The organism is Micromonospora sp. CA-244673, assembly GCF_050948395.1.
Lineage (GTDB): Bacteria > Actinomycetota > Actinomycetes > Mycobacteriales > Micromonosporaceae > Micromonospora.
In genome coordinates this window covers 423,110-436,998 of record NZ_CP192019.1, presented here as the reverse complement: position 1 = coordinate 436,998, position 13,889 = coordinate 423,110, and the positions used below count along the sequence as shown (strand labels likewise).

Genomic DNA, 13,889 nt, shown 5'->3' with positions numbered 1-13,889 from the left:
GCCCCAACCCAGGGAGGCCGAGGGCGGGGTTGCCCGCAAGGGGGTTACGAGTAGTGCTGGTCGTGGGCCTGGCGGGGGGCGCAGACCGAGGCGCGGCTGCAGGAGCAGCGGGAGCCGTCGGCGTCCAGGCGGACCGTGACCGAGTCGCGGGGGACGCTGTGGCCGACGACCTTGCCCTCGCCCTCCGGGGTGGAGACGCGGCTGCCCACCGCCGGGGCGGACTCCTGGAACCGCTGGTAGAGGGGGTGCTCGTACTTCAGGCAGCACATGAGCCGGCCGCACGCGCCGGAGATGCGCAGCGGGTTGAGCGGCAGGTCCTGGTCCTTGGCCATCCGGATGGTCACCGGCTCGAAGTCGGTGAGGAAGGTGGCGCAGCACAGGTCCCGCCCGCAGGAACCGATCCCGCCCTGCACGCGGGCGGAGTCCCGGGCGGAGAGCTGCCGCAGCTCCACCCGGCAGTGCAGGGTCGCCCCCAGGTCGCGGACGAGGGAGCGGAAGTCGACCCGGTGCGGCGCGGTGAAGTAGACGGTCGTCCGGTCGCTGCCGGTCTCCGGGGTGGCGAAGACGTGGTCGATCGCCACCACCTTCATGGGCAGGCCGTGCTCGCGGATCAGCCGCTTGGCGGCCACCTTGGCGTCGGCCTTGCGCCGGCGCAGCAACTCGTCGCGGCGCAGGTCGTCGTCGCCGGCCAGGCCGGCGAGCCGGGGGAAGCCGGCGGTGTCCTCGCTGACCCACTGCGCGGCCCAGACGCACTCGGCCACCTCGGGCCCGTCGTCGGTGGGCACCAGCACCTTGTCGCCCACCTGCGGGCGCAGCTCACCGGGGTCGAGGTAGAAGAGGCGCCCGTACCGGTTGAAACTGACCGCGCAGAGCATGCCCATGCCCACCACCCTACGACCTCCGGACGGATCCGGGCCGGCCACCCGTCGCCGTCCGGTCACCCGGCGCAGCGATCCATGATTGTCGACTCGACCGAACCGACCCCGACCCCTCGTGTGGTTGGTCCTCGCCCGGACGGCTGAAACATGAGTCAGCTACGGGACAAACGGCGGCCGACCGCGTTGAGTGAAGCCATACCTGCGGGGGGTGCAGGAGAAGGCCACGGCGTCGCCGCCGGAACCCGGCCACGGCCGGTTCGGCGTGCGACGCCGTGGACCTGCGAGGGCCCGGTCAGTGCCCGATCCGGGTGGTGCCGCCGTAGTGGGGCACGCTCGTGGTCCGCTCCCGCCAGGTCGTCTCGGCCAGGCTCGGCGCCCACTGCCGCAGCAACGTCTCCGCGCCGTCGTAGGCCACGCCGAGCACGCCCAGCACCCGGGTGGCGATCTCGGCGGCCGCGAGGGCCCCGGACCGGCCGGCCTCGGCGCCCGGGCGGGTGGCGACGTGCACCGTGACCGCCTCGGCCGAGCGCAGCGCCTCGGCCAGCGCCCGGGCCAGCGCGGCCCTGCTCCCCTCCACCCAGTCGGCCAGGGCGTCGGCGTAGCCGGCGGTCGACTCCAGCCGCCCGACCAGGCTCTCCGGCCCCTCGTCGAGGTGCCGGAGCAGCGCGGTGCGGGCGTCGTCGTAGGCCGCGGCGGCCGGCCCGGACCAGGCGACCGGGTCGGCGAGGACGGCGCCCGTGTCGTCGTACCCCCGGACGAGCCGGCGCACGGCATGGCCGGCGCCGGCGAGCGGCGCCGGGTGCAGGTCGAGGAACTCGCGGACGGCCGCGCCGGGGAGCACCCGCATCCGGCGCAGCAGCGGCCAGAGCCGGTGCCCCTCGGGCGCGCCGGCGGCGACCAGCGCGTCGACCCGGGCGAGCAGGTCGAGACCCGGCTCGGCGAGGCGGTCGAGGGCGTCCATCACGCCTCCCGGGCCAGCCGCCGCGCGGCGGACTGGTCGGTCGCCGAATAACGGTCGGCGGCGCTGCGCAGGGCGGCCGCGGCGGCGGCCAGCCGACTGGCGGCGGCCTGCGCCTCGCGGGCCCGGTCGCCGGTGGCCTCGGTCCACTGCCGGTGCAGGGCGCGGCCGACCTCGCCGGGCCGGCCGGCGGCGTGGGCGCCGAAGGCCGGATGGGGCGGGTCGGTGGCGGTGACCGTGTGGGCCAGCGTGGCGAGGGTCGCGCCGGCCTCGTCCAGGCGGGCCGCCAGCACGCGCAACGTCTCCATCTCAGGCTCCCGCCAGCGGCCGGTAGGCCGCGAAGGTCTCGTTGTGCAGCTTCTCCCGGGCCCACTGCGCCGCGTCGGCGGCGGCGGTCACGGCGGCCTGCACCGAGCCGGCGACGTCCCGGGGGTTGCGCTGGTGCAGCGGGCCGAGGAAGCGCACGTCGGTGATCCGCCCGCTGGCGGTCACCACCACCTCGACGAGGCCGTCCGGCGAGCGGACGGTGACCTCGACCGTCGCCACCGCCTGGTCGAACTCGGCCTGGAGGGTCTCGATGCGCCGGTAGCGCCGCACCGCCTCCTCGATCCAGGCCTCGTCGATCTCCCCCCGTGACATCGGCGGACTCCTCCCGGCTGACCTCGTCACTGAGCGTGCCGCCACCGTCACCACGCGGCCACACCGGACCGTACCGTAGTCAACAAAGCCTGTCGATGCCCTGTGGACAACCGCGACCGGCGGTGGTCAGCCCTTCCACAGGGCGAGCATCATGGCCTCCACCGCGATCCGGGGCTTGACGTTCGCCTCGATGGCCGCCCGGCACTCCAGGACGGCCTCCAGCCGGCGCAGCGCCCCTTCGGCGTCCCACTTCTGCGCGCCGGCCCCGGCCAGCGCCGCGGTGTCGGTGTGCACGGGCGCGACCGGCGCCCGCAGCGCCATGGTGAGCGCGTCCCGGTAGAAGCCGGCCAGATCGACCAGCGCCCGGTCGAGCGCGTCCCGCTGGGCCCGGGTGGCCCGCGACTTCTGCCGCCGCTCCAGGTCCTTGAGCTGCCCGGCGGCGCCCCGCATGGCCCCGGCCGCACCCCGGCCCGTGCCGCCCGCGCCGAGCGCGGTCTGCAGCGCGGCCCGTTCCGCCTCGTCGGTCTCGGCGACCGCCGCGGCGGCCTCCGCCTCGGCGGCCTCGATCAGCGCGGAGGCGGCGTCGAACGCGGCCCCGACCCCGGTCAGCCGGCGCGGCACGGCGAGCACGGCGTCACGGCGCTGCCGGGCCTCCGGGTCGCGGGCCAGCCGCCGGGCCCGGCCCACGTGTCCCTGCGCCGCCGCGGCGGCCCACTCGGCGACGTCGGGGGCGATGCCGTCCCGGCGTACGAGCACCTCGGCCACCGCGCCGGCCGGCGGCTGCCGCAGCGGCACGAGCCGGCACCGCGACCGGATGGTCACCGAGATGTCGTCCGGGTGGGTGGAGGGGGCGCAGAGCAGGAAGACGGTACGCGGTGGCGGCTCCTCGACCGCCTTGAGCAGCGCGTTGCCGGCGGCCTCGGTGAGGCGGTCGGCGTCCTCGATGATGACGACCTGCCAGCGCCCGCCGGACGGCGTGCTGGCCGCGCGCAGCACCAGCGCGCGCATCTCGTTCACGCCGATGGAGAGCCCCTCGGGCACCACCAGCCGCACGTCGGCGTGGGTGCCGGCGAGGGTGGTGTGGCAGCCGGGGCAGCGGCCGCAGCCGGTGCCGTGCACGCACTGCAGGGCGGCGGCGAAGGCGCGCGCGGCCACCGACCGGCCGGAGCCGGGCGGCCCCGTGAAGATCCAGGCGTGGGTCATCCCGGCGCCGGGGTCGACGCCCTCCGCGCCCTGACCGGTGGCGCCGCCGGTCCCGTCGAGCTCCTCGGCGAGCGCGTCGAGGTCGTCGTGCCCACCGTCCGGGTCGGCTCCGCCGGCTGCCGGGGCGCCCGCCCGCGCCACCGCCGGGGCGGCGGCACGGAGCAGGGCGGCGGCCGAGGCGGCGGCCCGCCGGAGCGTGGCCACCGCCTCGTCCTGCCCGACCAGGTCGGCGAAGACGTCCGTCATCGGTGGGGGCGTTCCATCGTCACCAGCTCCGCGTCGGATAACTCGGGCTGGACCGTGGTGTCGGGGCCCTGGGCCGGGCGGGGGTGCACGATGCCGGCCGGGTCGACGAGGAACTCGTCCACCCGCCGGGCGACCGCCGCGGCGATCTCCTCGACCGGGCGGGACGCGTCGAGCACCAGGTAGCGCTTCGGGTCGGCGGCGGCCAGGTCGAGGAAGGCGTACCGGACCCGCTCGTGGAACGCGAGCGACTCGGCCTCCAACCGGTCGGCGCCCTGGTTGCGGGAGTCGACCCGGGACCGGCCGGTGCGCGGGTCGACGTCGAGGAGCACCACGAGGTCCGGCTTCAGCCCGCCGGTGGCCCACGAGGAGAGCCAGGAGACCTCCTGCACCGGCAGGGTCCGCCCGGCCCCCTGGTACGCCAGCGACGAGTCGACGTACCGGTCGCTGACCACGACCGCGCCGCGGACCAGCGCCGGCCGGACCACGGTGGCCACGTGGTGCGCCCGGTCGGCGGCGTAGAGCAGCGCCTCGGAGCGCGGCGACGGGGCGTCGTCGTCGGAGGTCTCCAGCACCAGCGAGCGGATCCGCTCCCCGATGCCGGTGGCCCCGGGCTCCCGGGTGACCACGACGTCCCGACCCTGCCCGCGCAGCCGCTCGGCGAGCGCGGCGAGCTGGGTGGACTTGCCGGCGCCCTCGCCGCCCTCGAAGACCACGAACAGGCCGCTGGAGACGAAGGGCTCGGCCGGCATCAGCGGGCGGCCCCGGATCGAGCCCCACAGGTCGGCCAGGACCGGTACGCCCTTCTTGTCGTCCATCTGGCCGAATGCGCTGATCCCGGCGAAGATGCCGGCGGCGCCCGCGGCGAGCAGCAGCAGGCGGGTCGAGGAGACCGAGATGCCCAGGTCGGCGATGGTCAGCTGGCGGGAGCCGCCGACGCCGACCAGGAGGCTGCTCAGCGCGATGGCCAGGATCAGCACCAGCCGGGTGCCGATCTGCACCACCGCGAAGACCCGGCCGCGCACCTCGTCGGCGACCTCGCCACCGAGCAGCGTGGTGCCGGCCAGGAAGGCCATGCCGGCGCCCGCGCCGACCAGGATCGCGCCGAGCATCGCCATGGACAGGTGGATGGCGAAGGCGAGCACCAGCACCGAGGCGCTGGCCAGCACGATGCTCATGCCGAACCAGCGGCGCCGGGACATGTCCCGGACGATCATCGGCCCGAGCCCGATGCCGAGCGCCAGACCGACGAAGATCGCGCCGAAGAGCAGCGAGAACGCGGCGTCACCGGCGCCGAGCGAGTTGGCGAAGAACTTGGCCGTGCCGACCACGATGCCGCCGCCCGCGAAGGCACCGAAGATGCCCAGCACGAGGCCGCGTACCAGCGGGGTCTGGCCGATGTACTTCCAGCCGTCGGCGAACTGGCGGAACATGCTCTGCTCGACGCGCTCCGCCTCGCCGCGCTGGGCCTCGCTGATCTCCTTGATCCCGAAGGCGACCACCAGCGCGGTGGCCAGCCGGGAGAAGGCGTTGAACCAGAGGGCGAGCTGCGCCGGCTCGGCCCAGTCGGGCAGGTCGCCACCAACCGCCCCGCGCACCCCACGGTCCAGCACGGCCAGCGCGATGGCGGCGGCCACCGGGGTGAGGCCGTACGTGGTGATCAGGGTGAGCTGGTTGGCGGTCTCCAGCCGGGTCCGCGGGATCAGGTTCGGGACCGCGGCCTCCTTGGCCGGGATCCACAGCAGGGTGACCGACTCGATCAGGAAGGTGGCGATCAGCGCCCAACCGACCACCAGGCCGCCGCTGGCGCCGGTGAGCGCGTAGAGCGGGATGGAGGCGAAGAGCACGAAGCGCAGCAGGTCGCAGATGACCATGGTCCACCGGCGGTCGAACCGGTCGGCGAAGACGCCCGCCACCGGGCCGAGCACCAGGGCCGGCAGCAGGCGGATCGCGGTCACGCCGCCGAAGGCGGCACCCTGGGCGGTGCTGCCCGAGACCTGGGCGGCGGCGAAGAGGGCGGTGGCGAGCAGGCCGAGCCAGTCGCCGAAGGAGGCGACGCCGAGCACGATCCACAGCCGGCGGAACGGCCGGATGCGCAGCACCGACCGGATGGCGGCCGCACCGGAGCGGTCGGCGGGCGACGACACGCCGGGCGACTCGCCGTTGTTCTGGCTTTCGATGGCCGTACCTCCACGTGCCGGCCCAGAGCTGGGCATCCCCGGTGGAACACTCTAGTCGCGGCGAGCTGCGACCCCCTCCGCGACATTCGCCTGCTCGCCGAGCCTAGGCCGCCGGCACCACCGCCCGCAGCCCGGACAGACGCGAGGGTATTTCGCATTGGCGTCCAGACAGTTAGCGTGCAGACGTGGCCATCGACCGTGACAAACTTCGCGATCGCCTCGATCGGGCGACCGCCCACCTCGACCCGCCGTACGCGGTGGTCGATCTATCCGCCTTCGACGCCAACGCCGACGCGCTGGTCGACCGGTCCGCCGGCAAGCCGGTCCGGATCGCCAGCAAGTCGGTGCGGGTCCGGGAGCTGCTGACCCGGGCGCTGGCCCGGCCCGGCTGGCACGGCGTGATGGCGTTCACCCTCCCCGAGGCGCTCTGGCTCGCCCGCAGCGGCGTCAGCGACGACGTGCTGGTCGCCTATCCGACCGCCGACCGCCGGGCACTCGCCGAGCTGGCCGCCGACCCGGCGCTCGCCGACGCGGTGACCCTGATGGTCGACGACGCCGGGCAACTCGACCTGGTCGACCAGGTCTGCCCGCCCGGTCGCCGGCCGGCGCTGCGGGTCTGCCTCGAACTGGACGCCTCCTGGCGGCCCCTCGGCGGGCGGGTGCACGTCGGCGTCCGGCGGTCACCGGTGCACAGCGCCGGCGCGGCCGGTACGCTCGCCGCCGCCGTCGCCGGGCGGCCCGGCTTCCGGCTGGTCGGCCTCATGTCGTACGAGGCGCAGATCGCCGGCCTCGGCGACGCCCCGCCCGGGCAGGCGGTGCTCGGCACGGCCATCCGGGTCACCCAGCGCGGCTCGTACCGGGAACTGCTGGCCCGTCGGGCGGCCGCGGTCGCCGCGGTACGCGAGCACGCCGACCTGGAATTCGTCAACGGCGGTGGCACCGGCAGCGTGGCCGCCACCAGCGCCGACCCCGCGGTCACCGAGGTCACCGCGGGGTCGGGCCTGTACGGGCCGACGCTCTTCGACGCGTACCGTGCCTGGCGGCCCACCCCGGCGGCGTTCTTCGCCTGCGCGGTGGTCCGCCGCCCGGGGCCCGGGCTGGCCACCGTGCTCGGCGGCGGCTGGATCGCGTCGGGCCCGGCGGCGGACAGCCGGCTGCCCCGGCCGTGGCTGCCGGCCGGGCTGAAGCTGCTGGGCGCGGAGGGTGCGGGCGAGGTGCAGACCCCCCTGGCCGGCGACGTGGCCACCGCCCTGCGGATCGGCGACCGGGTGTGGTTCCGCCACGCCAAGGCCGGCGAGCTGTGCGAGCACGTCAACGAGGTGCACCTGGTCGACGGCGACAGCGTGGTGGCCACCGTGCCGACCTACCGGGGCGAGGGCCACGCGTTCCTCTAGACGGTGACGGCGGGTCCCGGTACACCTCGGGAACCCGCCGTTCGTCGTCAGCCCGGTCGCACCCGGGCGTCGCACCTGTGATCGCCACCGCCGGCACCAGGGCGGTGGCGCCCTGCTCAACCCTGTTGCACGGCCTCCGTCCGGGCGTCGACCTGCCGGTGCAGGTACTCCCGGATGAGCGCCTTCGCCTCGACCAGCACCCGCTCGTCGCCCTCGGTCTTCCGCCGGAACGCGAGCTTGATCAACGAGTCCGCGGCCTCCACCGCGACCTCCAGGTGGAAGCGGAGGTCAGGCACGCCAGCCAGACCGAACCGTTCCGTGAGCACCCGGGCGAGCTGATCCGCGATCACCCCGTTGTTGTCCCGCTGCTCGTCGAGCAGGTGCAGGTCGACCACGTCGCCGAAGTGCAGGGTACGAAAGCCCGGGACCGTGCGGTGCATCGAGATGTACTCGTCGATGGCCGCGTCGACGCCGTCCCACCAGTGGGTCAGGTCGGCGGAGGAGAACCGCTCGTCGAGCCGCTGGAGATACGACTCCATCGTGCGCAGCGTCAACGCCTGCACGATGGCCCGCTTGTCTGGAAAGAACTGGTAGACCGACCCGATCGCCACCTCGGCACGCTCGGCGAGCAGGGTCGTGGTCAAGCCCTCGTACCCCACCTCGTCGACGAGCTCGGCGCAGGCGTCCAGCATCCGCTGGACCCGCGCGACACTTCGACCCTGCACCGGTACCCGACGCAGCGGCCCGGTCGTGGCGGCTGGTGTGGACACTCGCCACCCCCCTTCGACGGATGAACATATCTGCACGTCACGAGTCTGTGACTACCGGTACAACGAGCCGGGCTCGATTGCGGTATTTACCAGGTACAACGTTCCTGATATGAAGTCAGTTCATATTCACGTCGAGGAGCGTCCCCATGGCCGGCACGCCAGCCGCCTGGTCCAACTGGGCCGGCAACCAGCGCAGCACCGCCGCCCTGACGGTGCGCCCACGCACCGTCGAGGAGGTCGCCGAGGCGGTGCGCCACGCCGCCGACACCGGCCGGACGATCCGGGCGGTGGGCAGCGGACACTCCTTCACCGGCACCGCCGTCGCCGACGGGCACCGGCTCGACCTCGCCGACCTGGACACCGGGGTCACCGTCGACACCGCTCGCCGCCTGGTCACCGTACCGGCCGGAATGACCCTGCACACGCTCAACGACCTGCTCGCCGCGCACGGCCTGGCACTGCCCAACCTCGGCGACATCGACGCGCAGACCGTCGCCGGGGCGCTCTCCACCGGCACCCACGGCACCGGCGCGAAACTCGGCTGCCTGTCCACCTTCGTCACCGCGCTGACCCTGGTCACCGGCACCGGCGAGGTGCTGCGCTGCTCCGCCGACGAGCACCGCGACGTGTTCGCCGCCGCCCGGGTCGGGCTCGGCGCCGTCGGAGTGCTGGTCGAGCTCACGCTGCGGTGCGTCGACGCCTTCGTCCTCCGCGCGCACGAGCGCCCGGCGGCGCTCGCCGCCGTGCTGGACGACCTGCCCGGCCTCGTCGAGCAGCACGACCACGCCGAGTTCTACTGGTTCCCCTACACCGACCGGGTGCAGGTCAAGACCAACGACCGGGTACCCGCCGACGACCGGCCGCTGCCCCGCTGGCGCGGCTGGCTCGACGACGAGTTCCTCTCCAACACCGTCTTCGCCGGGGCCTGCCGGCTGGGCCGCGCCGCGCCGGCCCTCGCACCCGGAATCAGCGCGATCTCCGCCCGGGCGCTCACCGAACGCACCTACACCGGCCGCTCCGACCAGGTCTTCTGCACCCCGCGCCGGGTCCGCTTCGTGGAGATGGAGTACGGCCTCCCGCGCGCCGCCCTGCCCACCGCGCTGGCGGAGTTGCAGCGCATCGTGGCCGGGCTGCCGTTCAAGGTGCTGTTCCCGGTCGAGGTGCGGTTCACCGCGGCCGACGACATCTGGCTCTCCCACGGGTACGGGCGGGACTCCGCGTACGTCGCCATCCACCAGTACGTGGGGGTGCCGTACGAGCCGTACTTCCGGGCGTTCGAGAAGGTCGCCACCGACCTGGACGGCCGCCCCCACTGGGGCAAGCTGCACTGGCGAACGGCGGAGTCCCTGTCCACGGCGTACCCGAAGTTCACCGACTTCCTGACCGTCCGCAACCGCCTGGACCCCGACCGCCGCTTCACGAACCCGTACCTGACCCAGGTGCTGGGCTCCTAGAGATCTTGGTACGCAGCCGCCCCTGGAGGGGCGGATCCGTACCAAGATCCGCTGGCTGTCCACAGGGGGTGGCGGGCGGCGGCGGGATCCGCAGGGATGGAGGGTGTGCGGGCGGGTGGGGAATCGGCGGGGTTTGGGCGGCGGGTGCCGGCGGATGATGCTGATGAGTTGAGTTGGCTGCTCTTTCGGCAGGGGGATGTGCTCAGCGCCTCGCAGGCACGGCGATTCCTGTCCGACAAAGCCGTCCGCCACCGCGTGGTCAGCGGGCGGTGGCGGCAGGTGCACCGGGGCATCTACGTCGCCCACAACGGGCCCGTCGGCCGCACCCAACTCCGCTGGGTCGCCGCGCTCGCGGCCGGCCCGGCGGCCGTGCTGGGTGGGCTCACCGCAGCTCAGGCGTGGGGACTACGCCGTTACGAGTCACCCGTCGTCCACCTGCTCCTGCCCGCCCGGCACCAGGCGAGGTCGCTACCGCCGTGGGTGCGGCTCCACCGGACCGCGGTGCTGCCTGCGGAGGACGTGCTGGCCGTCGGGCAGCCGCCACGGACGATGCCCGCCAGGTCGCTGGTCGATGCGGCGCAGTGGGCCTCGACCGACGACCAGGCCCGCGCGGTGATCGCCGCGGGCTTCCAGCAGCGTCTCGTCGGCGGAGACGACGTGCACCGCGTCCTGGCCAGGCTGCCCCGGGCTCGCCGACGCGAACTGATCCGGGCGACCGCGTCGGATGCGACGGGCGGCGCCCACTCCCTCGCCGAACTGGATTTCCTGAGCCTGGTCCGTCGAGCAGGTCTTCCCGAGCCGTCGCGGCAGGTGATCCGCCGAGACGCCAACGGCCGGCGACGCTATCTCGACGTGTGGTTCGCCGAGTGGCGGGTGCACGTCGAGATCGACGGTGGACAGCACCTCGATCCGCGCACCGCCTGGGCCGACATGCGACGGCAGAACGACCTGTGGAGCAGCGGAGACCGAATACTCCGCTTCCCCGCCTGGGCGGTCCGCCACAACCCGACCGAAGTCCTGACCCAACTCCGCACCGCCCTCCGAGCGGCCGGCTGGCCCGGCTGAATCTTGGTACACCGCCGCCCCTCCAAGGGCAACCACGTACCAAGATCTCGTCAGTCGGTTTCGGTGCTCGCGGTCGCCTTCTTCGGGGCTGCCTTTTTGGCTGGGGTCTTCTTTGCTGCCGTGGTTTTGGCTGTTGCCGTCTTTTTGGCGGTGGTGGACTTGGCTGCGGCGGCGGTCTTCTTGGCTGCGGTCGTCTTCTTGGCCGGGGCGGCCTTCTTGGCGGCCTTCTTCTTCGGGGCCGGGCCCTTCGCCCGCTTCTCGGCGAGCATCTCGGAGGCCTCTTCGAGGGTCAGCGCCTCCGGGGTCTGCGCGCGCCGCAGCGAGGCGTTGGTCTCCCCGTCCGTGACGTACGGGCCGAACCGGCCGTCCTTGATGACCAGCGGCTTCTCGGTGGCCGGGTCGTTGCCCATCTCCCGCAGCGGCGGCGCGGCGGCCCGGCGCTGGCGCGTCTTCGGGGCGGCCAGCAGGGCGAGCGCCTCGTCCAGCGAGACGGTGAACATCTTGTCTTCCGAGTCCAGCGAGCGGAACTCGTCACCGCGCTTGACGTACGGGCCGTAGCGGCCGTTGTTGGCGAGCACCTCGTTGCCCTCAGGGTCGGTGCCGATCAGCCGGGGCAGGCTGAGCAGCTGCAACGCCTGGTCGAGGGTGAGGCTGTCCGGCGACTGCGAGCGCAGCAGCGAGGACTTCCGGTCGCCGCTGGCCACGTAGGGGCCGAACCGGCCGGACTTGAGCAGGATCGGCTCGCCGGTGGCCGGGTCGTCGCCGAGCTTGCGCTCGCCCCCGCCGCCGAGGAACAGCTCGTGCACCTTCTCCGGGGTCAGCTCGTCGGGGGCCAGCCCCTCGGGGATGGGCGCCCGGTCGCCCTGGCCGCCGCCCTCCTCGCCCTCCGCGGCGGGCGCGGGCTGCTCACCCGGCAGCGCCCGCTGGAGGTACGGGCCGTAGCGGCCGACCCGGACGACGACCTCGCGCCCGTCGTCCTCGGTGAACAGCGGGATCGAGTTGACGCTGCGCGCGTCGATGTCGCTCAGGTTCTCGGTGACCAGCTTCTTCAGCCCGCCCGCGTGGGCGATGGCCTGGTCGCCGGTGCCGTTGGCGCTGCCGAAGTAGAAGGAGGTGAGGAAGTCGACCGCGGCGTGGTCGCCGCCGGCGATCTCGTCCAGCTCGTTCTCCATGCTGGCGGTGAAGTCGTAGTCGATGAGGCGCGGGTAGTGCCGCTCCAGCAGCCCGATCACCGCGAACGCCAGGAACGACGGGATCATCGCCTGGCCGCGCTTGAAGACGTACCCGCGGTCCTGGATCGTCTGCATGATCGACGCGTAGGTCGACGGGCGGCCGATGCCCAGCTCCTCCAGGGCCTTGACCAGCGACGCCTCCGTGTAGCGGGCGGGCGGCTGGGTGTGGTGACCCTGGGGGGCCAGCTCGTCGGCGGTGAGCGGCTGGTCCTTGGTGAGGGTGGGCAGCCGCCGCTCGGCGTCCTCGGCCTCGGCGTTCTCGTCGTCGCTCGACTCGACGTAGGCGCGCAGGAAGCCCGGGTCGGTGATGGTCTTGCCGGTGGCGCCGAAGTCGGCCTCCTCACCGGCGGTGGAGAGCGCCCGGATGCGCACCGAGACGCTGGAGCCGACCGCGTCGGTCATCTGGGAGGCGATGGTGCGCCGCCAGATCAGCTCGTAGAGCTTGAACTCCTCGGCGGACAGCTCCTTGGCCACCTCGCCCGGGGTGCGGAAGTTGTCCCCCGCCGGGCGGATCGCCTCGTGCGCCTCCTGCGCGTTCTTCACCTTGCCGGTGTAGCGGCGGGGCTCCGGCGGCACGCTGCGCTCGCCGTACAGCTCGGCGATCTGCCGGCGGGCCGCCGCGATGGCGGTCTCCGACAGGTTCACCGAGTCGGTACGCATGTAGGTGATGTAGCCGTTCTCGTAGAGCCGCTGCGCGGTGCGCATCGTCTGCTGGGACGAGAGCCGCAGCTTGCGGGCCGCCTCCTGCTGGAGGGTGGAGGTGATGAACGGCGCGTACGGGCGGCGGCGGTAGGGCTTCTCCTCGACCCGGGTGACCGTGAACGGCCGCCCGTCCAGCCGCGCGGCCAGCCCCCGGGCGCCGCTCTCGTCGAGGTGCACCACGCCGGCGCCGGCCCGGACCCGGCCCGTGGTGGGCTCGAAGTCCTTGCCGGTGGCGATCCGGTCGCCGCCCAGCGCGATAAGGGTGGCGTTGAAGGTGCGCGGCCCCTCGCCGGGGTTCGCGACCGCCAGGGTGGCCAGGATGTCCCAGTACTCGGCGGTGCGGAACGCCATCCGCTGCCGCTCCCGCTCGACCACGATGCGGGTCGCCACGGACTGCACCCGGCCGGCGGACAGGCCGCTACGGACCTTGCGCCAGAGCACCGGGGAGACCTCGTAGCCGTAGAGCCGGTCGAGGATGCGCCGGGCCTCCTGGGCGTCGACCAGGTCCCGGTCGATCTCCCGCGGGTTGGCCACGGCGGCCTGGATGGCCGGCTTGGTGATCTCGTGGAAGACCATCCGCTTGACCGGCACCTTGGGCTTCAACGTCTCCACGAGGTGCCAGGCGATCGCCTCGCCCTCGCGGTCCTCGTCGGTGGCGAGGAAGATCTCGTCGACTTCCTTGGCCAGCGACTTCAGCTTGGTGATCTGCTTGCGCCGGTCGGCGGAGACCACGTAGAGCGCGGCGAAGCCGTTGTCCACGTCGACGCCGAGCCGGGCCCAGGGCTTGTCCTCGTAGGCGGCCGGGATCTCGGCGGCGTTGCGGGGCAGGTCCCGGACGTGGCCGAAGCTGGCCTCCACGACATACCCCGGGCCGAGGTAGCCCGAGATCGTCTTGGCCTTCGCCGGTGACTCGACGATGACCAGACGGGTGGTTCCAGCGTTGCTCGGCACGTCTCTCCCCGACCTCACTCCTACGCAATGCCCGCTTGGGGGCGTGTTGCACCCTGCCGGACCACTGGCGGTCCGGATGTCCAACGTAACGCGCCGTCCGCGTTCCGGGTTTCGTGGGCGGCAAATGATCAGGTGGCGTCGACCATCGGCCGGCACCCCGCCGGACGGCGCCACCGTACACCGTGGGTAGGGCACCGAGCGGGTCACTGTGACGATCACG

The 13,889-nt window shown here is 73.6% G+C and carries 11 protein-coding genes; 3 read left to right on the top strand and 8 right to left on the bottom strand.

Going from position 1 to position 13,889, the window contains the following annotated elements:
• Window positions 1-44: 44 nt before the first annotated feature.
• From ACQP12_RS02160 to tmk, 6 genes are all read right to left on the bottom strand, one after another.
• A complete protein-coding gene (locus ACQP12_RS02160; protein WP_357940252.1) occupies window positions 45-881 on the bottom strand; it encodes a PSP1 domain-containing protein in 837 nt (278 codons plus the stop codon).
• Between the two features lie 289 nt (window positions 882-1,170).
• Complete coding sequence (locus tag ACQP12_RS02155; protein ID WP_433284609.1) at window positions 1,171-1,839, bottom strand: hypothetical protein; 669 nt, start codon at window positions 1,837-1,839, stop codon at window positions 1,171-1,173.
• Window positions 1,839-2,144, bottom strand: coding sequence for a hypothetical protein (locus ACQP12_RS02150; protein ID WP_433284607.1), 306 nt, complete (start codon window positions 2,142-2,144; stop codon window positions 1,839-1,841). Before ACQP12_RS02150 ends, ACQP12_RS02155 begins: the two co-directional genes overlap by 1 nt.
• A gap of 1 nt (window position 2,145) precedes the next feature.
• Entirely contained in the window at window positions 2,146-2,475 is a 330-nt protein-coding gene (locus ACQP12_RS02145) for a YbaB/EbfC family nucleoid-associated protein (RefSeq protein ID WP_433284605.1), read from the bottom strand.
• Between the two features lie 126 nt (window positions 2,476-2,601).
• Window positions 2,602-3,924: a DNA polymerase III subunit delta' gene (locus ACQP12_RS02140; RefSeq protein WP_433284603.1), complete on the bottom strand. Its 1,323-nt coding sequence runs from the start codon at window positions 3,922-3,924 to the stop codon at window positions 2,602-2,604.
• The gene (gene tmk, locus ACQP12_RS02135) at window positions 3,921-5,987 is read right to left on the bottom strand and encodes a dTMP kinase (protein ID WP_433289087.1); all 2,067 of its coding nucleotides are present in this window, start codon (window positions 5,985-5,987) and stop codon (window positions 3,921-3,923) included. The genes ACQP12_RS02140 and tmk overlap by 4 nt, the downstream gene beginning before the upstream one ends.
• Window positions 5,988-6,286: 299 nt before the next feature.
• Here tmk and ACQP12_RS02130 point away from each other — a divergent pair, with 299 nt between their 5' ends.
• Window positions 6,287-7,495, top strand: a complete 1,209-nt coding sequence (locus tag ACQP12_RS02130) for an amino acid deaminase/aldolase (protein WP_433284601.1) — start codon at window positions 6,287-6,289, stop codon at window positions 7,493-7,495.
• Window positions 7,496-7,611: 116 nt separating this feature from the next.
• On the opposite strand, the gene ACQP12_RS02125 is transcribed toward ACQP12_RS02130, so the two are convergent.
• Entirely contained in the window at window positions 7,612-8,187 is a 576-nt protein-coding gene (locus ACQP12_RS02125; RefSeq protein ID WP_357940240.1) for a TetR family transcriptional regulator, read from the bottom strand.
• A gap of 224 nt (window positions 8,188-8,411) precedes the next feature.
• Here ACQP12_RS02125 and ACQP12_RS02120 point away from each other — a divergent pair, with 224 nt between their 5' ends.
• Window positions 8,412-9,719, top strand: a complete 1,308-nt coding sequence (locus ACQP12_RS02120) for a D-arabinono-1,4-lactone oxidase (protein ID WP_433284599.1) — start codon at window positions 8,412-8,414, stop codon at window positions 9,717-9,719.
• A gap of 168 nt (window positions 9,720-9,887) precedes the next feature.
• On the top strand, window positions 9,888-10,784 hold the full coding sequence (locus tag ACQP12_RS02115) for a DUF559 domain-containing protein (RefSeq protein ID WP_433284597.1): 897 nt from the start codon (window positions 9,888-9,890) through the stop codon (window positions 10,782-10,784).
• Between the two features lie 50 nt (window positions 10,785-10,834).
• Here the strand turns inward: ACQP12_RS02115 and topA are convergent, their stop codons facing one another.
• Window positions 10,835-13,669 carry a type I DNA topoisomerase gene (gene topA, locus ACQP12_RS02110; RefSeq protein WP_433284595.1) on the bottom strand — a complete coding sequence of 945 codons (2,835 nt, stop codon included), beginning with the start codon at window positions 13,667-13,669 and terminating at the stop codon, window positions 10,835-10,837.
• Window positions 13,670-13,889 lie beyond the last annotated feature (220 nt).

Coding starts and splice junctions, on each gene's coding strand:
- ACQP12_RS02125 (WP_357940240.1), bottom strand. CDS start 8,187: ATGCTGGACGCCTGCGCCGAGCTCGTCGACGAGGTGGGGTACGAGGGC.
- ACQP12_RS02120 (WP_433284599.1), top strand. CDS start 8,412: ATGGCCGGCACGCCAGCCGCCTGGTCCAACTGGGCCGGCAACCAGCGC.
- ACQP12_RS02145 (WP_433284605.1), bottom strand. CDS start 2,475: ATGTCACGGGGGGAGATCGACGAGGCCTGGATCGAGGAGGCGGTGCGG.
- ACQP12_RS02150 (WP_433284607.1), bottom strand. CDS start 2,144: ATGGAGACGTTGCGCGTGCTGGCGGCCCGCCTGGACGAGGCCGGCGCG.
- ACQP12_RS02155 (WP_433284609.1), bottom strand. CDS start 1,839: ATGGACGCCCTCGACCGCCTCGCCGAGCCGGGTCTCGACCTGCTCGCC.
- ACQP12_RS02160 (WP_357940252.1), bottom strand. CDS start 881: ATGGGCATGCTCTGCGCGGTCAGTTTCAACCGGTACGGGCGCCTCTTC.
- ACQP12_RS02140 (WP_433284603.1), bottom strand. CDS start 3,924: ATGACGGACGTCTTCGCCGACCTGGTCGGGCAGGACGAGGCGGTGGCC.